We start from the raw sequence: 23310 nt of genomic DNA on the forward strand, positions 1-23310 counted from the left end.
CCGCATAAAATTCATCCTGAATAGTACGATGGAAACGCTCGCATATACCATTAGTTTGAGGACTTTTGGCCTTAGTTTTAGTATGGTCAATATCTTCTATAGCCAAATATAATTGATATTCGTGTTGCTCCCTATTACCACAATATTCTGTACCCCTATCAGTTAAAACTCTTAGTAGACGAATCTGATTTTGCTCATGAAAAGGAATAACCTTATCATTGAGCATATCAGCGGCTACTAAAGCGTTTTTCCGGTCATAGAGTTTAACAAAAGCTACCTTTGAATAAGTATCTATAAAAGTCTGTTGATAAATATGGCCTACTCCCTTAATATTACCTACGTAATACGTATCCTGTGCTCCTAAATAACCCGGATGATGTGTCTCTATTTCTCCATGAGCCTGTTTCTCAGCTTTGGCTCTTTCTAAGGCTGTTATTTGCTCATCTGTAAGGATAATTCCTTCCTGATTAACCTTCGCTTCCAATGCTTTTAAACGTTTCTTAAAGGTAGCTAAATCATGTCTTAACCAGATTGAACGTACTCCACCAGGAGAGACAACTATACCTTGTTTCTTTAGCTCATTTGATACTCTTAGCTGTCCATAAGCTGGTAAGTCCAATGCCATCTTGACAACGGCTTCTTCTACTAACGTATCTACCCGATTTTTCTCTATGGGTTTTCTGCGACTAATTTCTTGAAGTGCTAATTCACCACCTTGTTCATAGAGTTCCTTGAAGCGATAGAAACTATCTCGACTATAACCCATTACCTTGCAAGCCTTTGAGACATTGCCTAAAACATTGGCAAGTTCTAATACTCCTAACTTGTTCTTGATGATTTTTGCCTGTGTTGTCATTTGATTTAATCTTTAATTTTAAGTTACTAAATAAATCGTAACTGTCAGATTAAATCATGACTATTTCAACAAAATACTGATTTGAGCTTACACTCCTAAAAGTGTTTTAGCAGAAATACCTAAACCTTCATGAAGCTTGCGCATCATTTCGAGTGTAAGAGGTCTTTTTCTGTTTAGTACTTCTGATACTCTGCTGCTGCTCCCGAAATATTGCGCCAAGTCTTTACGTTTGATTCCTTCTTCTTCTATTTTAATTTTTATGGCCTCAATAGGGTCAGGGGCTTCAATTGCATAATGTTTTGATTCATAGTCTTCTACCAGAATAGATACTAATTCTAATGTCTCTTCTTCCGGACTATCTTCTGCACAATCAACCAAAGAATCAATAATTTTTAAATATGCTTGATATTGCTCTTTGGTTTTAATCGGTTTTAAACCCAGTTTTATTGTTTCCAAATTTTCCATAGGATGGCTAATTATATATTCCTGATATCTTCTATTAAATCGTATTCTTTGTGTGTACCATTAAACCTGACATAAACTGTTTGCAGTTTACACCTGAATAATGCAATCAAACGATATTTGTTTCTACAGATATTAAATACAATTCTATTATTGCCTACAGTATCTGTTCTTGGATTATCTTCAATTACTTCATTAGGCGTTTTGTATTCAGCATTTTTTATTTTATCATACCAATATCTTAATTCCTGTTCCGAATCAGGATATAATTCCCAGAACTCTCTTAGTGTCCCTTTTGTAATAATCCGCATAGAAATTAAAATAAATTCCCAAAATGGTAAATAATATACAAATATGGTAATTTTTTGTGTTGAATACTAATCTAATCCTTGCAAAACTCCCCCAATCCTCTTACCTTTGCAGCAGAATAATACAATATACTTCATGTGAGATTAATTCGGAGAGTATCTCAACTCTCGTAGATTCCTGAGCGGAATGTTTTGATAAATCCAGTTTTCAATTCACCAACGACACTTTACTACGTGTTGCGGTCAGATTCTTTAATCATGTAATACCCTTTCATTTTTAGCTTTCAGGGCTTATTCAATAGCAATTCCATTGGGGCAATTCCATTGGGGCAACTCCGTTGCGGCAATTCCATTGCGGCAATTCCATTGGGGTAAAACTTCTTTGTTTTGTCTGCTTTGCCCTGATTGATTCTTCACCTATCATTTCACATTCTTTTACACACTTGACACATGAGTATGATTATTCATTCATTAGCTTATATACATCCCGACAGGGAAATCCAGTTTCAGCATATCAGTTTTGCTATTGCCAAAGGTGAGAAAGCCGCTTTGGTAGGAAATAATGGCACAGGTAAATCGACTTTGCTGCAAATCATCGCAGGTTTGTTACAACCATCGGCTGGAGATGTGGCATTCACAGGTAGCACCTACTTTGTGCCGCAACATCTGGGGCAGTATGATAATTGCAGTATTGCAGAGGCATTAGGTATTGCCCAAGAACTGAATGCTTATGAGGCCATTTTACAAGGCGATGTTTCCGCCGAAAACTTTACTTTGCTGAACGACGACTGGACTATTGAAGAACGTGTACAGCAGGCTTTCAGTTTCTGGCATTTGCAGCATTTGTCGCTCCGCCAACCCATGCACTTATTGAGTGGGGGAGAGAAAACCAAGGTTTTTCTGGCAGGTATCCAGATACATGAACCTGAAATTATTCTGCTCGACGAGCCTTCTAATCATTTGGATGCCGACAGCAGAGAATTACTTTATGATTTTATCAGCAAGAGCAAAGCAACTGTATTACTTGTGAGCCACGACAGAACTTTACTTAATCTGACAGATACAACACTGGAACTTACAAAAACAGGCGTTGAGGTCTTTGGTGGTAATTATGATTTCTATAAAACGCTGAAAGACGAAAAACTGGAGGCACTGGAAGCGCAATTAGATGAAAAAGAAAAGACCCTGAAACAGACGCAGCAAAAGGCAAGAGCCTTGATAGAACAACGCCAGAAACAGGAGGTAAGAGGAAAAGCACACGGACAAAAACAGAACCTGCCTAAAATAGTGGCAGGTAATCTGAAAAGCAAAGCCGAAGTGAGTACAGCCAAAACCAGAGACATTCAGCAGGAGAAAATACAGGAAATAGGTGAGGGGCTCCGTCAGATTCGGACACAAATACAGGCACAGCAGGTTCTGAAAATAGACCTCAGAAAATCTGATTTGCATCAGGGGAAGATTCTGGTAGAAGCCAAAGACATAAATTTCGGGTATCAGGCGGCTTTACTCTGGGCTTTGCCTTTGTCTTTTCAAATCCGTTCGGGAGATAGAATCCGTATCGAGGGCAATAATGGCTCAGGCAAAACTACACTTCTGCAATTGATTATGGGTTTGTTGCAACCCTCAGTCGGTGCTATTTATCGGGCGGATTTTAACTACTTGTATATCGATCAGAATTATTCGCTGATTGATAATCAACTGACAGTTTTTGAACAGACACAGCGATTGAATGAGCGTCAGTTGCCGGAACATGAATTGAAAATGCTTTTGCATTACCATCAGTTTCCAAAGGAGGTATGGGACAGAAAATGTGAGGCTTTGAGTGGGGGAGAAAAAATGAAACTGATTCTTTGTTGCGTAGCCATCAGAAACCATACCCCTGATATGCTGATAGTAGACGAACCCACTAATAACCTCGATGTCTATAGTCAGGAAGTAATGACACAGGCTATCAGAGTGTATGAGGGTACATTATTAGTTATTTCGCACGACCAACATTTTATCAATGAAATAGGTCTGAAACAAAGGATAATTCTTGAAAAATTAAAGTCGTTTGAAACATTGGGATTAGAAAGGTAATTACACGACTCATCTTTAAATCCTTGTCATTCAACTGATGGTTTTCGCGATTCAGACAGGTATTTTTTTGAGTCGTTCATGGGCAGTATAGTTTTGTTTCAGTTAATCAAATCACCTGAAACAGCATAATTTTCTATGAAAAAATTTACCTTTCTTCTGTTAATAGTTGTATCTCATCTGACTTTTGCCCAGAGCACCGAAATACTACCGGGGTTGGTTTTACCCCAAATGACCACCGCCCAACGTACGGCTATGGTCAATCCTGCCAATGGGAGCCTGATTTTTGATACCAATACGCAAAGTTACTGGTATCGTCAGTCGGGCGCATGGGCAGAATTACCCAAAGCCGGAAGCACTGCCAATTACTGGCAACTGGCCGGAATGGCAGGTAACGAAATACAGAACACCAATTCAGGTGGCTTCTGGTCAAAGAATACAACAGATGTTAAAATTGAAGCAGATAGTATTACTAATCCGCCAACAGCCCCGGTCAATGAAGCAGGAACACGATTGATGTGGATACCCAACCGATCGGCGTTCAGAGCAGGTACAGTAAATAATACGGGTCAGTGGGCTGCCGATAGCATAGGTTTGTTTTCATTTGCTACCGGATACAATGTATTGGCAAGCGGAAAAGGAACAATGGCTATGGGCGTGCTGACAAAGGCTAAGGGTGAGGGTTCAACTGCTATCGGATATATGACCTCCGCTAATGGGATTGTATCAACCGCTATGGGCTACGCTACTGAGGCCAGAGGCAACTCGTCAACAGCTTTGGGGAGCGGTACATTGGCAGGAGGTATAGCTTCTATAGCCGGGGGTAATTTATCTACGGCCAATGGTGATTATGCCGTTGCCTTTGGAGAGCAAGCAATTGCGAGTGGAACAACCTCTGTAGCGATGGGTACTAAAGTAAGTACAAATACAAGAAGAGGGGGTTTTGTTTTAGGTGATTCTGACCCTGATAACGAAGGCCAGACATTGGCCAGTTTGCATGACCAGTTTACAGCCCGTTTTAAAAATGGCTACATATTTTATACCAGCGGAAGTGATACTCGTGTGGGTGTGAAGATTAATAGTGGGCAAACAGCCTGGAGTTCCATCAGTGATTCGACCCGTAAGGAAAAATTTGTAAAGGCTGACGGGGAGGTATTCCTCACCAAATTAAGAAACCTTCGCCTGGGTTCATGGAATTATAAAGGTCAGAAAACCAATAAACCCGAACGCTTCTATGGCCCGATGGCGCAGGAAATATTTGCCGCCTATGGAAAAGATAGCTACGGCACTATTGGTAACGATACTACGGTAAGCACCCTGAATATGGACGGACTATTGTTTATCTTCTCGCAGGCATTAGAGAAACGCACACAAAACCTGAAATCAGAAAACCAGCAATTGAAAGCAGAAATCAGCACACTCAAACAGGCAGATATGAATCTGGCTGAGGAAAACAAAGCCTTAAAATCTCTGATTCAGCAATTAGGTACACGTCTTGAAACACTTGAATCATCGCTCAACAATAGCACTAAAGCACCTGCCGACCGTTAATAGTATTGCCTTAAACTATCGCCATGTCTGCCAATGCAGGCATGGTTTTCTGTTTCTATAGGTCAACCTACTTGTTTCTCCACCTCTTACCGATGCCTAAAATTCGGTTTTTTCTCTTGGTTGTGGCCTAAAGACCGGAATATCTTTGCTCTTCGGTCATACAAAATTAACTCATGAAAAAGCTCCTACTTTTCTTTTGCTTGTTGGTTAAGGCGCAGGTTTTTGCCCAAAGCAGTACCATTATGCCCGGTAATGTGTTGCCCCGCCTGACAACTGCCCAGCGGCTCGCTTTAGGTGCGGCTGATAGCGGAACATTGGTGTTTGATATAAATACACTCAGCTATTGGTACGCCAAAAGAGGTGAATGGATTGAGATAATAAGCGGAGGAGCTACTGCCAACTATTGGGAACTATCAGCCAATAGCATCAGAAATATCAATTCAGCCGGGTTCTGGTCTAAAAACCCTACTGCCTTACCTGTAAAAGCAGATAACAATACACATCCGCCAGTGGCTCCTGTCAATGAAGCCGGAACCCGGTTGATGTGGATACCTGCCCGGTCAGCCTTCAGGGTAGGTACCGTTGATAATACAGCCAAGTGGTCTGCCGATAGTATCGGTCTTTTTTCTTTTGGTACAGGGTTCAATACGGTTGCTTCGGGTAGATTCAGTACCTCAATGGGGATTGGCACCAAAGCGTATGGAACAGCCTCAACGGCTTTGGGTAATAATACGATGGCCTCCGGTAATTATGCCACCGCTTTAGGTAATAGTTCAAGTGCTATCGGGGTAGCTTCTACAGCCATTGGTTTGGGTGCTATTGCCGATGGAGATTACTCTACTGCGATGGGTACACTAACAAATACAGCCGGACAAAAAGGTTCTTTTGTCATGGGCGACTCAGACCCTGAACGGGAAGGACCGATTGCTGCCTTTGCAAACGATATCTTTATGGCAAGATTCAGAAATGGGTATTTTCTGCTTACAGGAGGGGCTTTAACTGGCAGAGGGGCTACTTTAGGGCTTGGGCAAACTGCCTGGAGTGCTTACAGTGATTCGACCCATAAAGAAAAAATTGTTGTGGCCGATGGCGAAAACTTTTTATTGAAACTAAGAGGTTTACGTTTAGGCTCATGGAACTATAAAGGAGAAACCGAACGCTTCTATGGCCCGATGGCGCAGGAAATATTTGCGGCTTATGGTAAAGATACTTATGGAACCATAGGCACCGACACTACCGTGAGTACCCTGAACATGGATGGATTGCTGTTTATCTTCTCACAGACCTTAGAAAAGCGTACCCATAACCTGCAAGCAGAAAACCTGCTGTTGAAACAACAACTGGAAGCAGAGAAACAGAAACTGAACGATGTTTTTCAACTACTCAATACACGGGTGCAACAACTGGAAACCCTTGTAAAAGATAAGTATATTGAGCAGACTTCTGATGCCCGGAGACTTTCTACAAACAAGCACTAATGCCTCACAAACAATGATGAAAAAACTATTATATACACTTTTTTTAGCCTGGATATATACTATAACAATAGCGCAGAGTACTACCATAGAACCTGGGTTGGTACTGCCTAAAATGAGCTTTGCGCTCAGGAATGGCATGGAGAATCCTGCCAATGGTACATTGGTTTTTGATACCAATACCCAAAGCTATTGGTACAGACGCAATAATTCCTGGACTGAATTGCTGAATACCACCTTAGGAGGTAATTTCTGGCAATTGTCAGGCACTTCAATCAAAAATAATAATGCCGGAGGTTTCTGGTCTAAAAACCCAATAGGTGTGCCAGAAAATGCCAATAATGAAACGTATCCGCCCACGGCACCTGTCAATGAGGCAGGAACCCGATTGATGTGGATACCCTCACGCTCTGCGTTCAGAGTGGGTACTGTCAATAATACAGAAGCATGGTCTGCCGAAAACATAGGTCTGTTTTCTTTTGCTACAGGGTTTAATACCAAAGCAAGTGGAGTATTTTCTTCCACTTTTGGCTACGATTCAGAATCGGCGGGATATTATGCTTTTGCAGCAGGTTATAACGCAAGAGCTACCAATGTTGCTGCTATTGCCTTGGGAAGCAATGTAATTGTCAGGGCAGGTTATGCTGTCGGGATTGGCCGTGATATAATTGTGGAAGGGGTAAATGCCATTGCATTAGGAAGAAGCGCCATAGCAACTGGCAATAGTTCGGTGGCTTTGGGCACTTCCATTCATACCAACCAACAAAAAGGTTCTTTTGTATTCGGCGATTCGGACCCATTAGAAGCCGGAACTACCTATAGTGGTGCGCCCGATGAGTTTGTGGCGAGGTTTTATAACGGTTATTACTTTATGACCAGCGGAAATCAGTTTCGTACGGGGGCATTTATGGGTCGTGGACAATCTACCTGGAGTGCCGTCAGCGATTCTACACGCAAAGAAAAATTCATTGCAGCCGATGGTGAAACTTTCCTGCTCAAATTAAGAGACTTAAAATTAGGTTCATGGAACTATAAAAATCAGGACAAGCAACCCGAACGCTTCTACGGCCCTATGGCGCAGGAAATTTTTGCTGCTTATGGCAAAGATAAATATGGTACTATTGGTACAGATACAACCGTCAGCACCCTGAATATGGATGGACTATTGTTTATTTTCGCCAAGGCTTTAGAGCAACGCACAGCAGATTTACAAAGGAGTGAACAACATCTGAAACAGGGCTATGCACAACTATCAGCAGAAAATGAACAATTAAAGAATCTTATCGGAAAATTAGATGCCCGCCTGTCAGTCATAGAAACTACAGGGAATCTTAAAAAGAATAACCAGTCTGTTAAACAAAATTCATACAAAAAGGCTTCGGCATCGGTAGTATTTAAGACCAATAACAATAGCAGGAACAGATAAAAGCTATCGGGATAAAAGTCAAGACGACCGATGCCTAAAATTCGGCTTTTTTTCTTGGCTTGCCTATATGAGCAGAAGTATATTTGTTTAGCAATCACACAATAACTATGAATAAAACATACCTTATCGTGCTATTAATGCTCATGGCAGGTAAAATGAACGGGCAAAGTATAGCCCTGTTACCTGGCATGGTAGAGTCTGCCATGACTACCGCCCAACGCATGGCTTTGGTGAGTCCGGCAGCAGGTACGCTGGTGTTTGATACGGATACTCAAAGTTATTGGGTGATAAAAAACGGTATATGGGCTGAATATAGTAATGCTTCGCCCGGCTTATGGACACCAACCAACGGAACTAACTTTGTCAGCAATACCAATGCCGGAGGGTTCTGGTCTAAAAATCCGGTCAGGGTTGATTTATTTGCTCCCGAAGGAACCTATCCGCCTGTAGCACCCATCAACGAAAAGGGGACAAGGCTGATGTGGATACCCAGTCGTTCGGCTTTCAGAGTCGGTACTGTGACTGATTCAGCCTGCTGGGCTCCGGCCAATATCGGTCTTTTTTCTTTTGCCAATGGCTTTAATAATAGGGCAAGCGAGAGAGGGGCAGTAGCCATAGGAACCCATTCAATAGCCCGAAACTTTGCTTCGCTTGCCATAGGCACTTACGCAGAAGCAGGAGGTAGTTTTGCAACGGCTATGGGAACGAGTACAGCTGCACTTGGAGAAGGCGCTTTTGTAATGGGAGAACAAAGCACGGCCTATGGCGATTATTCAGTAGCTATTGGTAAAGATTTAGTGGCCAGTGGCAACCATTCTAAGGCAATGGGGTATAGGATGGATACCAATCATAAAAAAGGAGCGGTGATGATTGGGGATTATAGTAGTGGAGATCAGGGGACAACTTTTGCTGAATTACCAGACCAGTTTGTAGCACGCTTCAATCAAGGGTATTACCTGATGACAAGCGGAAATCAGTTTCGTACGGGTATATCAATAGGGCGTTTGCAATCAGACTGGAACACCATCAGCGATTCGACCCGTAAGGAAAAATTTGTAAAAGCCGATGGCAGGGAGTTTTTGCAGAAACTCAGGCAACTGCGCTTAGGCTCATGGAATTATAAACACGCTGAATCTACACAACCCCAACGTTTTTATGGACCAATGGCGCAGGAGATTTATGCCGCTTTTGGGAAAGATGAGTGGGGTACTATCGGAAACGATACCACGGTAAGCACTCTGAATATGGATGGTCTTCTCTTTATTTTCTCGCAAACGCTGGAACAACAAACCCATGAATTACAGGCAGAGAATAATAAGTTAAGAAGTATTTTAAAACACTTATATGCCCGTATGGAAGCATTGGAGGCAGACTTAGACCCTACGAGCCTGCCCCAAAAGACACGGCTATATCATAGCACTCTTGCAAACAGAAAGAAAACAAACACCGGAAAACCTGATAGACAGGCTTTGCCGGATTAACCCACAGCCTGACTATCAATAAAATCATGAAGAAATTATACCTGAGTATCCTGTTGTGTCTGACAGGGGTACTGACTTTTGCCCAACAATCTACAATATTGCCCGGTAGTATGCTCCCGAGAGTTACCACCGCCCAGCGAATGGCTATGGAAAACCCCGCCAACGGTACATTGGTGTTTGATGTAAACACGCTCGACTATTGGTACAGAAGTAATGGCGTATGGACTAAGCTGGGCGAGGGTAGCCTGAGTTACTGGCGATTGGCAGGCATGAATGGTAATGAAATCACACACAATAACACAGGTGGATTCTGGTCGAAAAATCCGGTTATCGTACCCAACTATGCCGACAACGTTTCCAATCCTCCGATTGTACCTGTGAATGAACCAGGCACACGACTGATGTGGATACCCAGTCGGTCAGCGTTCAGGGCAGGTACCGTAGATAATACGCTTGACTGGTCGGCCGACAGCGTAGGTCTTTTTTCTTTTGCTACCGGACACAACGCCAAAGCAAGTGGCACTTTGTCGGTGGCAATGGGATTAGCCACCAAGGCTACGGGGTATGCCTCTACTGCATTTGGTTTCAGCAATGTTGCTACCGGTATAGGCGCCGTAGCCACCGGATACAATACACGTGCTTCTGGCTCGGGGGCATTTACTATAGGTGGAAGTACGACAGCCTCGGGCGTTGCTTCTTTTGCTGCAGGTTACAGTACCACTGCCAGTGGACATCATTCTACAGCTATTGGTTACTGGATTAATACAAATTTTCAACAAGGAGCATTTATCATCAGCGACTCAGACCCTAATCGGGAAGGTACTACCTATAGTGGAGCGCCAGATGAGTTTGTAGCCAGATTTAAAAACGGTTATTACCTGATGACCAGTGGCAATTTTAACCGAACGGGAACACGGATAGGCAACGGAGAAACCTCCTGGAGTGCCATCAGTGATTCGACCCTTAAAGAAAGATTTGTACCAGCCGATGGAGAGAATTTTTTGTTGAAACTCAGAGGTTTGCGCTTAGGCTCGTGGAATTACAAAAACCAGGGCAAACAACCCCAGCGTTTCTATGGCCCGATGGCGCAGGAAGTCTTTACGGCCTATGGTAAAGATAAATATGGTACTATTGGTACTGATACAACCGTGAGTACCCTGAATATGGACGGCTTACTGTTTATATTTGCACAGGCTTTAGAGAAACGGACCCAAAAGCTAAAGACTGAAAATCAGGAACTGCAAGACCTCATCAGACAATTAGATGCCAGATTGGCCCTCTATGAGTCGGCACTGTTACACAAACCTGATGAAAAGGAAATACCTGACGACCCGAACCGGAAAAGTGCTTTATCAGCCTATGAGTCTGATGCTCGCAGCCATAGAAAAAAATAGCCGATTTCCGACTTACGTATTTATAAATCTGTGTATCTCTCAGGTAGTTCTCTCCTACAAAAACAATTAGCCTATCATAAGCGTATGAAAACCTGTCAGCCCTTTACGGTGGGGGAATAGCTTAAAATATTTTTTCTGTAAGCCTAACTGCGGTTAGGAACAGTTGAGGCTGAAAGAAAAGTGCTTATCCCTTTCTTCTGCCAGAGGGTTGTACAGGTCTCATAGAAAGAAGCCTGCCATTGATTCAAAAAAAACAGACCTGATACATAATCAGGCCTGTGGAATAGTTTCATGTTTGAAGTAAGAAAGGGTACTTCAATGCTAAAGTTGAGAAATCCAGGGCAACAATTGAAAAGCTATACTATTTAGTTCAGGTTAAAAACTCACTTTTTCTTTATTGATAACCTCAGCAGTTGATTTACTATAAATACTCATCAGCGGTACTAACGGATTCGATGCCAGTTTGGTGGACACCGGACGATTGAAAAATCCTTCAAGAAATGAGCGTTGCCGGGTAATGGTTACCAGCATATCGGCCTCATGAAAATTGAGATATTTGGCAATGCCGTCTTCGAGGTTTTTAGCATAAATCGGATAATCTATTACCGTAATACCCTTGAAGAAAAAATGATAGTCGTAGGTAGGCAAAGGCTCTTTATCCTGATGCTTATGTTTCTGTACATTCAACAGGATAAGGGTAGCCCCATTCTTCTCTAAAATGGCTTTTAAACCCGACAATTCCTGAAACGAACACATGGTTTGTGCATCAACGGCCATTACTACGCTCCTGAGCGGGCTCAGGTTTACCTTCTCGGGTACAATAATGGCATTGGCAGGTACATAGCGCACAATATCTGTAGCCATATTACCAAAGAAAATATCTTCTCCTTTGCCATTGGCTCCGGCCACTACCAGGTCAAAATCATGCTGATAACTCAGAAAATTCATGGCTCCGGCAGGTGAAGCAGGCAATAGCAGGCTCTTGAAAGTATGAATCTGGCGGGTATCTATTTTTTCGGCAGTACTGATAAACTGCCGCATATTAGCCTTTGAACGGCTATAAATAGCTTCAAAAAGGCTGAATGAGGCCTCTGTTGAACTATCGCTCGGAAACGAATAATAGGCATGTAAAAAAGTAAATTCACAGGCATGATTACCCAATAATCCCACCACATAGCGCAAGGCGTTCTCTGATACTACGGAAAAATCTGTCGTAAGAAGTATCCTTTTCATAAATTACACACAATAACTTTTAATAGTACAAAATTTCCTGAAAACTTAACAAACAAAAACAAAGCAAAACCTTCTCGTTCTCAGGCTTACTTTAACACCACAATCCGGCCTTTGGTTGACACCCGGTTATCAGTCAATCCTGACTGCATGAGGGGGTATGAACTTGATTTTTTGTTGTTTCTGAAAAAATGTACAGCCACCATCAACCGTCGGATAGTGATGGCATAAGTCAATTTTTCCAGACAAACAGAAAGCAACAGGTTATTGTCAGATGTCCAAAACAGCAACTAATGAAAATCAGAATTAACAACAGTTTAAAAGCGTTTTTTTAGAACCTGTTTGAGTTAAACTTTTTGACTCAAAATAGGCTTAACTTAAAAAGTTTCTTAAATCTTAGTTTTCAATGGACAAATCTTGTATAAGGTAAAAAGGGAAAAAACTATTGAAGAGACCCACAGCAACAGGTTGCCAAAGGTGTTTTACAATAGGGTCGGTTTTTGGCTAAATAACAGATTGAAGCAGGTAAGAATATTGCTGCTCAGGTAAAAAAACATACTATAGGTTAATACTTGTAATTTTATAAAGGTTAGTAATATGAAACAAATATACAAGAAAACCAAAATATAAAATAAATTTAACAGCAATTTTTTTGAGATTTTAATCTTCCTTTAATAAGGGGGTAAACGAAAGATTTCAGGGGCTATTAAACGCATGTAGGGGTTCAAAATTTTGAACCCTTATCATTTCTATCAGAAAATAATTACTGATTCTTTTTACACCCCTATAAAATAAGCCTGTATTTAGTACGTTTAATATTTATGAAGTTTTGATTGGAAAAGTCTGAACAAAATCTTATATTTACAACACTCCTACGACTGCACTATAATTCTGTTCCAATACGATTCCCCCTTTTACAGGTGTTTTCCTATTATATAAGCTATTTTGCCGTTAATCAGTTTTACCTTAACTAAAGACACAATGAAAACTTTTCATGAACTTAATAACGACATTACGCACGCTTTAGGGCGTTATGAGATTGTTTATACCGACATCAGTACCAGTGTGCTGCAAGCCGCTTTAACTATTTCAATCAGTAAAGAGGTTTGTCAGAAAAAAATGAACGATTTTGTGAATTACCTCAACGATTTGAAAGTAATGTATCAATCGTCTTTAAAGCCCGGTACAGGTGCTATCAAACTGACGATTTTTAGCGATTTTACGATTGGATAAGGCCTATGTATCAGCGTGCCTGTTTGTTTTGATAATACCTAAGAGAGGGCAGAAAATCCCTTCTCCGCTACTTCTTTGTGTTTTTGTATCAGAATTTTCTTCGCATATCAGGTTTCCATAAAAAGCCTATCAACAAAAAAAGTGCCCCAGAGAGGCACTTCAGACTGACAAATCAAGCGAACAAAGGGAAACATCGCTCCGGAATTTTACATACCGCCGTAATCACGTTTTCTGTCGCGATACACCGAACGGTACTGAACTTCTGCCGGATTCACTACGCCCGGTCTTACTAAAAATTCTATCCAGACACTTGGGCCATCAATGCGCACATAATCGCCACTCTGGCTAAGTGTGGCATTGCCTGTGTAAGAGATATAGGTATTGTCTAATTCTTTTTCATAAATAGCCAGCATGGCCATGCCTGTAACATCGTCGGCATCCAATGTCCAGGGTTTTATGGCGGCCAGTACAAGGGCTTTTTGTGAGGCTGTCAGCGAGCTCACAGGTATGCCTGCTCTGGTTGGAAACTGCCCGTCTTTGCCTGCACCTAAACTTACCTCGGTAAACGCAGTAGTCAGTTTTGCGGCTGTCAGTTGTTCGGTTGTCAGGCCTGCGAGCATAGCGGCCATGCCGTTTTTCTCGTTGTCGAGCGGGGCATAGGCTACAGTAGCCTGCAACCAGGTGCGGGGTTCAACTGCCTGAAATGAGGGCGTAACACCCACCACAGCCCCATTGCTGTAAGTGATATGCTGAATATAGTTGTGTCCGCCGAACTGGAGTGTCCAGGTGCTTGTTAAATCAGGCGTACCTATTAAAGCAATATTATAATATTTCGATGAGTAATTGCCCTCCGAATTGGCCGCCAATACATCTTCTGCCATTAATATCTGCGTAAACTCTCCGTATCCCTCATCTGGTGTAGTACCTGTGGCAGCCGCTATAACTTTTTTGGCCGCTATTATCTGCGTCTCAGTCAGGGTATTGAATGATAACCCGTTTCGGGTAACATTCCCGGCCTGTACTGTCCAGTTCATAGCATTGGCTTTGGTATAAGGCAGTTGCAGTGCCGTACGCTGTGCGGCTGATAGCGTAGTACGGAATGTATCAATAGCCGCCAATACCCTGTCAACCGAAGCCGTAGAAGGCTTAGGCGTAGTAGTATCGACCGAGACAGACACTTCGAGATTACAGGTTTGTCCGCCAAAAGAGATAGGAAAAGTAGCCTTTCCGGTAGCGTTAGGCCTGCCTGTAATAGTATAGGCAATAGTTCCTTCGCCATGCGAGAGAATACCTGCTACCAGATGGGCTTTTAACCCTGCCACACCATTGGAAGCAATGCTATCAGTTGATGAATAAGCCATGCCATTGCCCCCTGTGTAGCCTATGGTGGCTCTTCCTGAGAAAGCAACGCCATTCATGGGTGTAGCCGAAATAGTGGCAGTAGAACAGTTCAGCCCCGAAACAAGGGGAAGAGTAACGATTTCGTCAGGCTCACAGGACTGAAAAATCAACATAGGTATTAACAGGAAACCTAACCAGTAGAGTCTGTTTGTTTTCATGGTACTTAAAAAAAGTTGTATGGATCGTTCGCTTACTTGCAAATACTAATTAATCCCCAAAGGGATTGCATCAACAAATATTAGGGCGTGAGTAAGCAAAAAACGTGAAGCGTAAAGGTTATCTCGGATGAGTTTTGATTAGTAAACGAGAAAAATGGCTGTTTAGTTTAAAAAAACAGATTAAAATTTAAACAAATAGTTGTGTTTTGCTTAAGGTTTAAGGGAAAAACTTGGACGAATAGTCAATTTTGGCTAAAGCCGAAGTAGATGAGGCAATTTATTGTACCTCCCGCGCGGCGTCCGCAGCTAAAGCAGGAGGCAATTAAATAAATATTGGGTCATGCGGTGTCTATACATTTTAAATACTACAATAGAAATGATATAAGCATGAAAAAAATTATTTGTAGTAGCTTTCGCACCGCTTGGGGCTATTGAATTTCTTGTCCATTTGCTATTTAATTGCCTCCCGCTTTAGCCGGAAGTTATCTGATTGCAATGGCATCTGTATTGGCTTTAGCCAAAACTTTCCCCATCAGTTGAGCAAAGCAATTGGATTTTTGAAGAGAGTAATTAGTCAATATGTTTCGACCAAATAAAAAAAAAGCAGGACAAAATCCCGCTTTTTTAAGTATGTTTTGCTGTGACTAAAAAAGTTCACAAATTTTGCGATAATTAATTTTAAAAAGCAAGTTGAAATGCAAAAACTTTGCTTAAAATTGGAAAGAGTTTATTCATCATTAAACTTTTGCCGCTTAATCAAAAAAATTACCTCAATCAGTTTTTTGAACTTACGTATAATGGAAGCGTAGCAGGAAATTTAGTGGTGAAAAACCGGAGGGATTACATGATTAGGATAGAAGTAATTAGCTGAAAAAAAGGATGACCCATACAAAAGAGGATAGAGATAGTGTAACCCTGAAACGCATAAAAACCATCAGGCTTTTGCTGTTGTGGTTGGTAGCTCTTGCCTTTATGGGTTACTTTTCATGGCAGTATTACGGTACTGCGGTCAACGAATCGGTGAATCTGCAAGGGGCGATAAAAATGAAAAACGTTACACCTGCTACTTTCCCGAAAATTGAAGCCAATAAGGCTGAGAAAGTTGTAATGAATGGCAATAGTTACTCCACCTACACGGTTGATTTAAGAGCCTCAAAACTGACTTTCTATCATAAAACCCCAGATGGTAAACCCATAGGTACATTCAAATATCTGTACGAATACCTTGACCGACAACAAAAGTCATTGGTTTTTGCTACCAATGGGGGTATCTATACCGAAACCTTAGTGCCTTTAGGTTTATATATCGAAAATGGCAAGCAGTTGGTACCGCTGAACCGAAGGCAAGGTACAGATAATTTTTATCTAACACCCAACGGGGTTTTCTATATTAAACAAGGCGAGGCTTTTATGACGACTACCGAGGGCTTTGACGAAAATACCCATACAATAACCCATGCCACGCAATCAGGTCCGATGCTATTGATTGACGGCAAAATTCATCCACGATTTGTGGCAGGGTCAGCCAACAAGAATATCCGCAGCGGAGTAGGAATTATTGATAAAAATAAGGTCGTTTTTGCCATTTCAGACCAGCCCGTCAATTTTTATGAGTTTGCCGTTTTGTTCAGAGAAAAATTCAATTGTCGCAATGCCCTTTATCTCGATGGCGCCATCTCAAAAATGTATCTCCCCGAACTCAACAGAAATGACCTGGATAATACCATTGGTTTCGGGTCTTTTATTGGGGTAGAGTTGAAGTAAATCAGTTGAAACGTAGCGTTGTTTTTACCATTTTTCCTGCTCTTTTATCTCACTACGCTCTAAGCCTATTCTCTTTCAAAGACATATTCGCCTATTACTGCATAGGTTAGCACCAGCTTCTTACTGGTCAGCTGATTTATTTCTACTAAAACACCGTTCAACGACGACATACACATGGCTTTGATTCTGATGTTTTTGTCTTCTATGGCATAGCTGCCTTGTCCGCAACCGAGAAAAGCATAATCGGCAGGAATGGTGTTCTTATAGGTTTCCTTAAATATACCTTTGTCTGAAAATTCTACATATACCGATTTGTTGGTGGGTATAGTTACCGACTGGCAGCCCGACATCAAACCACCCGAAGGTTGGCAATAAGAAATCAGTCGCCATTTGCCCACTAAATCGTTTTCAGGGTCAACACTGTTTTTTTCTTTACAGCCTGTAAGCGATAGAATGAAACAGAAAAGGAGAAGTTTTTTCATAGAATCAGAATAGTTTAATTAACTACATAGGGATTTATACCAATGATGATACTTTTGATAAAAAGGTTGGAAAGGTGCTTTAATTTATATCAGCGTAAAAGAAAAGTGTATGATTAGGTACACGGCTGTAAATACTTTTGCTTATTTTTGTCAGATTCGGAATGAAAATATATACTACCCTGCAAAAAGGTGAACATCACCTGAATTATTGTGAAGACTATTTTTTTGTTGGTAACATTGGCGACAGCAAAACGCTATGTGCTGTAATGGATGGTTGCACGATGGCAACTGAGAGCTATTTTGCTGCAACCCTGACAGGCAAATTGCCGAGGAAAATCGTTAAAGAAAAATCTTATAAAGACTTTTATGGGTTAGAGGTGTACGCATCGGCTGAAAATTGCCTGAAAAGTATATTGGCTGATTTATTTAAAGAATTAAATACAGCCAGAAATCAGTTGATGCTTGAAACTACTGAGTTGTTGACTACTTTAATGATTATGCTGATTGACAAAAACGCCAGACAGGGAGTAATTCTGGTTGTGGGCGATGGACTGGTGAGCATTAATGGGCATATTACCATTTTCGACCAGGATAATATACCCGACTATTTAGGGTATCATTTACACGAAGATTTTGAAAATTGGTACAACACCCAGCAGCAAAAAATACTATTTCATGAAATACATGATATAATTGTAGCAACTAACGGTATTTTTACGTTTATGCCTATAGATAAAAACAATCGTTCAGAAAACATTGACCCTGTTGATTTTATGCTTTCTGATAAAACCAATAAACAAAACCGTGAGATGTTGAGTTGGCAATTAAAGCATTTACAACTCAACTATGGTTTAATGCCTGCTGACGATTTGGCTATGGTAAGAGTTTTAGCTTGATTAGAAAACAACCCACATTTTTTATGAACAACCCAAATACATACGATTTTCCGGAAGAATTTGCAGAAAATGACGAATTGATGCAGATTTTAGAAAACGGAACAATCAAAGAAAAAGAACACGCACTGCTGAACATTGCTTTAGGTGGACATAACAGCGAAGACGTATTAGACTTGTTTCTGTACTACACCGCCGATCCCGAATTAGAAGCCATTGCCTTTATGTGTATTGATAAGTTTTTAGAAAACTATCGGCACTATCCGCTCACAAAAATACTCTGGCTGTTGATTGATGGTCTTACAAACGCACAGGAATCCATCCGCTATCATTGTCAGGGTGGTTTAGACAATCTGGTTAGTCCGACAAAATTAAAAGAAGAAACCCTGAGCTTTGAGTCGTTTCAGATAGATTTTAAATACGATAACCTCGCACCTTACCTTGCTTCTGATTCAGCAGAAGAAATTATTATTGCGTTGCTGTATCTGTTTTACCACCCGCACAAAGATGAAGAACTGTTCAAGATAGTAGATGAGCAACTGGCCAAAAATATCACTGCCGTTAACTGCATTGCAGGGGCCATTATTGATGCTAAATTATCAGACATTCTTGAAATGATTAATGCAGTGGGCGAATTAAGTCTTGTCTCATATAACCACGCAAAAGCATCGGGTTTGAAATCAAAAGCATCGTGGGTATATGACCGTTTTGATTCTATGCGTGAACTGGCCCGTGAACACATGAAAGTAATGCTTGCCGAGAGGCAGGAGGTTAAATAGGTTTTTTATACTGAAACAGGTTTGCTTTACACAAACCTGTTTCAGTTACAGCCAACTACCGCCACCTCCGGTTTATATAGGCAGCTTCCCAGAAATCATATTCCAGCCGGGCTGACATAATGAAGGCTTCTGTCATTTTCTCCTGTATGGCAACCGTAGTCTGTGCAGCATTATTATCACAGATACTAATGGCCGATTTCACGGCAATGCCAAATTCTTCTCCGGCGTAGGTGTTAATCCATTTCTGATAGGGATTATCTCCGGCTTTCTGATGCTGATAAATATAATCACCTACCGCTTTGTATATCCAGAAGCAGGGCAATACGGCTGCCATCGCTACTTCTACGGCTTCCATAGTTGCATTACTTCGCAGAAAATGGGTATAATGGTGGCAGGCAGGTTGGATACTGTCTTTGGCAACAATCCCAAAATCTTTGAAATAAGATTCATGCAAAGCATTTTCTACAATAATGGTAGTTTCGGCAAAGCGGAAGAAAGACAGCATATCAGGTATATTGTTCGCCCTTGCGCCTACTATAGCCAAAGCCCTGCCGAAGTGCTCCAGATAGATAGAATCCTGCATGAGGTAATACTGGAACTTTTCAAGAGCCAACGAGCCATTAGTAAGTTCCTGAATAAAAGGCATTTGCAGAATGGATTCATAAATAGGCTCAATACTTAGCCAGGCTTGTTCAGACCATTTCATTTTTTATCAGTTTTTGTGGGTTGAAGAAGTGATTTAGAGGACCGTTACCCTTTCCGATAGCTACATCGGCTCCATGTCTGATGGCCTGATGTACATAGGTTTGTGCCGATGTAACGGCATCTGACAGACTTTTACCTTGTGCTATATAAGCCCCAATAGCCGACGATAAAGTACAACCCGAACCATGCGTATTATTGGTTGGGAATTTCTCAAATTCAAACGAATGTACCTCCCCCTCGGTATCGAAATACAAAGAGGTAATTTTGGGCAGATTCAGATGCCCGCCTTTGAGCAGCACCGATTGGCAACCCAAAGCCAGAATTTTCTGGCCTGCCACATACATATCATCTAACGTAGTTACAGACATTTGTGCGAGTATGGCTGCTTCGTCCATATTAGGGGTAATGACTGAGGCTATAGGGAACAATTGCTCAATGATAGTCTGTATGGTGGTATCTTCAATGAGTTTATGCCCGCTTGTGGCTACCATTACGGGGTCAAATACGAGCGGTACTGCCGGATATTTTTTGAGGGTGGCTACAATGGTTGCCACCAGTTCGGAGGTATGAACCATACCGATTTTAATGGTATCGGGGAAAATATCATCTACAATTGCCTCTATCTGCTCGGCTACTGCCTGATTAGGGATAGGATAAATACTACGGACGCCCTGTGTATTCTGCACAGGCAATGCAGTAAGAACCGAGGTAGCAAAACAGCCTAATGCCGAAAAAGTTTTAATATCGGCCTGAATACCTGCTCCGCCACTTCCATCGAATCCGGCAATGGTCAGCACCGATGGATAAGTGTATTTTTTATTCATTTGGCAATAAGATTTCTAAGAAACTGTTTGAGTTAAATTTTGAAAATAAAAAAGAACGACTTTTTGCTTCAAGACGAGCTTTAAAAACCGGAGTTTAGCAGCGCTAAATGAGGATTTTTAAAGCGCTGTATTGAACAAAAATCGACTTTTTTAATTCAATAAGATTAACTCAAACAGTTTCTAAGTTCATAGGCTGCTTTTTCGGGGTTTTCGGCCGAACAGATGGCCGACACTACGGCTATGCAATTAGCCCCTGCCTGCATTACTGCTGCCGCATTGGTTTTATTCATGTTGCCAATGGCAATCAGAGGTTTGTTGGTCTTGCTTCTGATAAGTTCAATACCTTTGAGTCCCCACTCGGTTACAGTATCTGTTTTGGTAGCAGTAGAAAAAACCGGACTGATGCCCAGATGATCGGCCACTAAGGTTTCTTCATTATCCAACTGAGAGAGGTATTCAATAGAATAGCCAATCTGTAATAGTGTACCCCACTGGGCTCTGATTTCGGTAGGAGGCGTATCACTATTGCCTACATGTACCCCAAAAGCCCCAATATGCTGTGCAACTGCCACATTATCGTTAATGATTAGGGGAATATTATAATGGTCAGTAATGGCTTTCAGTTGCGTGGCTTTGGCTAAATAAGCAGGCGTATCAATATTTTTTTCTCGTAGCTGAATAATATCTACCCCTCCGGCAATGGCCTGTCGGGCTACTGTCAGAAAATCCCGTCCCCGGCAGGCTTCTTCTGAAATAACCAGATAAAGCTGATATGGAAACAAACGATGTAGAGGCATTTTAGGATATTTTCAAAGTTTCAGAAAACTCCTGCTCGGTTATGTTATGCAATTTGTCGAGCAATTGTACCTGCAAACTACCCGGCCCGGCACATTGTCTTGCTGCCAGTTCTCCGGCAATGCTGAACAAGGCCATTGCTGCGGTTATTGCTTCGGCTTTGTTTTCAATCACGGCTATAAATGCGCCGATAACAGCTGTTGATGAGCAACCGAGTCCGGTAACTTTGGTCATCAGGGCATCACCATTATTGAGGTAAACAAGGGTGTCTTTGCCAACAATAATATCTGTCTTGCCCGAAATACATACCAGAGTATCGTATTCTTTGGCAATCATTTTAGCGGCTACAATGGCCTCGTTGCTTTCGGCAGTGCTGTCAACGCCTTTGGTGGGAGTGGTGTTGTCTTTCGCTAATGCCATTATTTCAGAAGCATTCCCTCTGATTACGGTGGGTTTATACCCCAATAAAGCACTGATGGTATGGTTACGGTAGGGCGTTGCCCCTGCGCCAACGGGGTCAAGTATCCAGGGTTTGTGAAGATGATGTGCTTTTTCGGCGGCCATCAACATCGATTTTACCCAGTATTCGTCTAAAGTACCAATATTAACGACTAATGATGAGCAGATGCTTGTCATGTCCTGCACCTCGGCATGGGCATGAGCCATAATAGGCGATGCCCCCACAGCCAGCAAAGCATTGGCTGTATTGTTCATTACGACAAAATTGGTAATGTTGTGCACCAGTGGCGACTGAGCCCGCACGGTTTTAATGTGTTTCCAGAGATTGTTTTCCATTGCTTTTGAGTTTAAGAAACTGTTTGAGTTAAATTTTACGAATCAAAATGGCTATTATTGGCAAAGACAAGAAACTAAAACCGCAGTTTGGCAGAGCCAAATGAGGATTTTAGTGACGCAGTATTTGCCAATAATAGCCATTTTGAGCGGAATAAGATTAACTCAAACAGTTTCTAAATACAATGGCTAAAGAAGATTTGTCAGGAATAAAGAAGAGACAAGATAGAATGTCTGAAGCTCTCTGTTATTCGCTTTTCCCTACGTCGGTATCAACCGTATCAGGTTCAAAGGGACTCTCTCAATTCTTTACAGAATACCCCTAAAGCCGAGGCAAAGGTAGTGGGAAAAGAATGTATTGTCAAGTTTCGATTGCAGATTGTTGAATAGGGGTGTTTGATATCCTAAAATAGGTTGACATAAACCGATTCAAGGCTGAACAGATTTTAATACAGCAGAAATCCCCTATAACTAAAAATTGCAGTCATATATATGCCATAATTCATAAAAAAGTGTAACTTTAACCTTTACAGTTTTTTAGAACACTGCAAACTTTAATGCCCAGAAGAATGCAAAAACGAATACTGTCCGCCGTCCCGTTGAGTTCCCCATCTTTTTTTATTGCAATCCTGTTTTTGCTGGTAGGCTCAATCGGGAGGGTGCAGGCTCAAATCCCTGCTAATGATGAGTGTGCCAACGCAATTACCCTTACTTCCCATAATCCTTTGTCGGGTATTGCAGGCACAACAGTGGGCGCCAGCCAGAGTATGTCAGCCATTACCTGTGCTACCTTTACAGGTACGGCTGACGACGATGTCTGGTTTAAATTTGTAGCGGTTGTTACTAAACATAACATAACAGTTATCGGTGACCCACAGTCAGGACTTGATGCGGTAGTGGATGTTCGTTCGGGTGCCTGCAACGGAGCCAATATCGCCTGTGCGAATACTTTCTCTATTGCCGGAGCGCATACCTTAACTGTATCGGGCTTAACTATCGGCAATACCTATTATATACGCATCTATAGTTTTGGCAATATGCCCTCCAATCGTGGATTATTCGGGATTGGTGTTACGCATACCAACGATGATTGTGCTGGTGCTATTTCCCTTACTTCTACTACTCCTGATTCTTACTCACCTATTGAAGGCACCACAGTAGGGGCTACCCAGAGTCTGCCGGCCATTACGTGCGGTACAGCTACAGGCACGGCCGATGATGATGT

24 protein-coding genes and 1 riboswitch are annotated in these 23310 nt (G+C 41.7%); of the genes, 11 read left to right on the forward strand and 13 right to left on the reverse strand.

Annotation, left to right across the window (positions count from 1 at the left end; translation table 11 throughout):
* The 4 genes from EWM59_RS23965 to EWM59_RS28615 all read right to left on the reverse strand — a co-directional run.
* A partial coding sequence (locus EWM59_RS23965) for an IS481 family transposase (RefSeq protein ID WP_130021487.1) occupies positions 1-856 on the reverse strand: 856 nt, incomplete at its 3' end.
* 87 nt (positions 857-943) lie between these two features.
* Positions 944-1321 carry a helix-turn-helix domain-containing protein gene (locus tag EWM59_RS23970; protein ID WP_207220057.1) on the reverse strand — a complete coding sequence of 126 codons (378 nt, stop codon included), beginning with the start codon at positions 1319-1321 and terminating at the stop codon, positions 944-946.
* An 11-nt stretch (positions 1322-1332) separates the two neighbouring features.
* Entirely contained in the window at positions 1333-1629 is a 297-nt protein-coding gene (locus tag EWM59_RS23975; RefSeq protein WP_130023782.1) for a type II toxin-antitoxin system HigB family toxin, read from the reverse strand.
* 292 nt (positions 1630-1921) lie between these two features.
* Positions 1922-2050, reverse strand: coding sequence for a hypothetical protein (locus tag EWM59_RS28615; RefSeq protein WP_262709307.1), 129 nt, complete (start codon positions 2048-2050; stop codon positions 1922-1924).
* Between the two features lie 26 nt (positions 2051-2076).
* Between EWM59_RS28615 and EWM59_RS23980 the strand changes: the two genes are divergently transcribed.
* The 6 genes from EWM59_RS23980 to EWM59_RS24005 all read left to right on the forward strand — a co-directional run bounded on the left by EWM59_RS23980 (position 2077) and on the right by EWM59_RS24005 (position 11029).
* Positions 2077-3705 carry an ATP-binding cassette domain-containing protein gene (locus EWM59_RS23980; RefSeq protein WP_130023783.1) on the forward strand — a complete coding sequence of 543 codons (1629 nt, stop codon included), beginning with the start codon at positions 2077-2079 and terminating at the stop codon, positions 3703-3705.
* 135 nt (positions 3706-3840) lie between these two features.
* Positions 3841-5253 (forward strand): phage tail-like protein, encoded by a 1413-nt coding sequence (locus EWM59_RS23985; RefSeq protein ID WP_130023784.1) that lies wholly within the window; start codon positions 3841-3843, stop codon positions 5251-5253.
* A gap of 173 nt (positions 5254-5426) precedes the next feature.
* Entirely contained in the window at positions 5427-6731 is a 1305-nt protein-coding gene (locus EWM59_RS23990) for a tail fiber domain-containing protein (RefSeq protein WP_130023785.1), read from the forward strand.
* A gap of 13 nt (positions 6732-6744) precedes the next feature.
* Entirely contained in the window at positions 6745-8154 is a 1410-nt protein-coding gene (locus EWM59_RS23995) for a phage tail-like protein (protein ID WP_165372280.1), read from the forward strand.
* A gap of 107 nt (positions 8155-8261) precedes the next feature.
* Positions 8262-9635, forward strand: a complete 1374-nt coding sequence (locus EWM59_RS24000) for a tail fiber domain-containing protein (protein ID WP_130023787.1) — start codon at positions 8262-8264, stop codon at positions 9633-9635.
* Between the two features lie 26 nt (positions 9636-9661).
* Entirely contained in the window at positions 9662-11029 is a 1368-nt protein-coding gene (locus EWM59_RS24005; protein WP_130023788.1) for a tail fiber domain-containing protein, read from the forward strand.
* Between the two features lie 143 nt (positions 11030-11172).
* Here EWM59_RS24005 and EWM59_RS27820 read toward each other — a convergent pair whose 3' ends face one another.
* From EWM59_RS27820 to EWM59_RS27825, 3 genes are all read right to left on the reverse strand, one after another.
* The gene (locus EWM59_RS27820; protein ID WP_165372281.1) at positions 11173-11322 is read right to left on the reverse strand and encodes a hypothetical protein; all 150 of its coding nucleotides are present in this window, start codon (positions 11320-11322) and stop codon (positions 11173-11175) included.
* Between the two features lie 82 nt (positions 11323-11404).
* Entirely contained in the window at positions 11405-12262 is an 858-nt protein-coding gene (locus EWM59_RS24010; protein ID WP_130023789.1) for a universal stress protein, read from the reverse strand.
* Positions 12263-12348: 86 nt separating this feature from the next.
* Positions 12349-12519, reverse strand: a complete 171-nt coding sequence (locus tag EWM59_RS27825) for a hypothetical protein (RefSeq protein ID WP_165372282.1) — start codon at positions 12517-12519, stop codon at positions 12349-12351.
* A 721-nt stretch (positions 12520-13240) separates the two neighbouring features.
* Here EWM59_RS27825 and EWM59_RS24015 point away from each other — a divergent pair.
* Positions 13241-13492: a hypothetical protein gene (locus tag EWM59_RS24015; RefSeq protein ID WP_130023790.1), complete on the forward strand. Its 252-nt coding sequence runs from the start codon at positions 13241-13243 to the stop codon at positions 13490-13492.
* 206 nt (positions 13493-13698) lie between these two features.
* Here EWM59_RS24015 and EWM59_RS24020 read toward each other — a convergent pair whose 3' ends face one another.
* Entirely contained in the window at positions 13699-15051 is a 1353-nt protein-coding gene (locus tag EWM59_RS24020; protein ID WP_130023791.1) for a DUF3500 domain-containing protein, read from the reverse strand.
* 879 nt (positions 15052-15930) lie between these two features.
* Here EWM59_RS24020 and EWM59_RS24025 point away from each other — a divergent pair.
* Positions 15931-16815: a phosphodiester glycosidase family protein gene (locus EWM59_RS24025; protein ID WP_130023792.1), complete on the forward strand. Its 885-nt coding sequence runs from the start codon at positions 15931-15933 to the stop codon at positions 16813-16815.
* Between the two features lie 65 nt (positions 16816-16880).
* Here EWM59_RS24025 and EWM59_RS24030 read toward each other — a convergent pair whose 3' ends face one another.
* Entirely contained in the window at positions 16881-17297 is a 417-nt protein-coding gene (locus EWM59_RS24030; protein ID WP_130023793.1) for a lipocalin-like domain-containing protein, read from the reverse strand.
* Between the two features lie 161 nt (positions 17298-17458).
* On the opposite strand from EWM59_RS24030, the gene EWM59_RS24035 reads away from it, so the two are divergent.
* Together EWM59_RS24035 and EWM59_RS24040 are read left to right on the forward strand one after the other, a co-directional pair.
* On the forward strand, positions 17459-18193 hold the full coding sequence (locus EWM59_RS24035; RefSeq protein ID WP_130023794.1) for a protein phosphatase 2C domain-containing protein: 735 nt from the start codon (positions 17459-17461) through the stop codon (positions 18191-18193).
* 23 nt (positions 18194-18216) lie between these two features.
* Complete coding sequence (locus tag EWM59_RS24040) at positions 18217-18969, forward strand: hypothetical protein (RefSeq protein WP_130023795.1); 753 nt, start codon at positions 18217-18219, stop codon at positions 18967-18969.
* A gap of 55 nt (positions 18970-19024) precedes the next feature.
* Here the strand turns inward: EWM59_RS24040 and tenA are convergent, their stop codons facing one another.
* The 4 genes from tenA to thiM form a co-directional block, all read right to left on the reverse strand.
* The gene (gene tenA, locus EWM59_RS24045) at positions 19025-19675 is read right to left on the reverse strand and encodes a thiaminase II (protein ID WP_130023796.1); all 651 of its coding nucleotides are present in this window, start codon (positions 19673-19675) and stop codon (positions 19025-19027) included.
* Positions 19662-20498: a bifunctional hydroxymethylpyrimidine kinase/phosphomethylpyrimidine kinase gene (gene thiD, locus EWM59_RS24050; protein WP_130023797.1), complete on the reverse strand. Its 837-nt coding sequence runs from the start codon at positions 20496-20498 to the stop codon at positions 19662-19664. The genes tenA and thiD overlap by 14 nt, the downstream gene beginning before the upstream one ends.
* Positions 20499-20662: 164 nt before the next feature.
* Positions 20663-21295, reverse strand: a complete 633-nt coding sequence (thiE, locus tag EWM59_RS24055; RefSeq protein ID WP_130023798.1) for a thiamine phosphate synthase — start codon at positions 21293-21295, stop codon at positions 20663-20665.
* Between the two features lies 1 nt (position 21296).
* Positions 21297-22088 carry a hydroxyethylthiazole kinase gene (thiM, locus tag EWM59_RS24060; protein ID WP_130023799.1) on the reverse strand — a complete coding sequence of 264 codons (792 nt, stop codon included), beginning with the start codon at positions 22086-22088 and terminating at the stop codon, positions 21297-21299.
* A gap of 238 nt (positions 22089-22326) precedes the next feature.
* Positions 22327-22419: riboswitch (TPP riboswitch) on the reverse strand.
* A gap of 235 nt (positions 22420-22654) precedes the next feature.
* On the opposite strand from thiM, the gene EWM59_RS24065 reads away from it, so the two are divergent.
* A partial coding sequence (locus EWM59_RS24065; RefSeq protein ID WP_130023800.1) for a hypothetical protein occupies positions 22655-23310 on the forward strand: 656 nt, incomplete at its 3' end.

This window comes from Emticicia agri, assembly GCF_004168285.1.
Classification (GTDB): domain Bacteria; phylum Bacteroidota; class Bacteroidia; order Cytophagales; family Spirosomataceae; genus Emticicia; species Emticicia agri.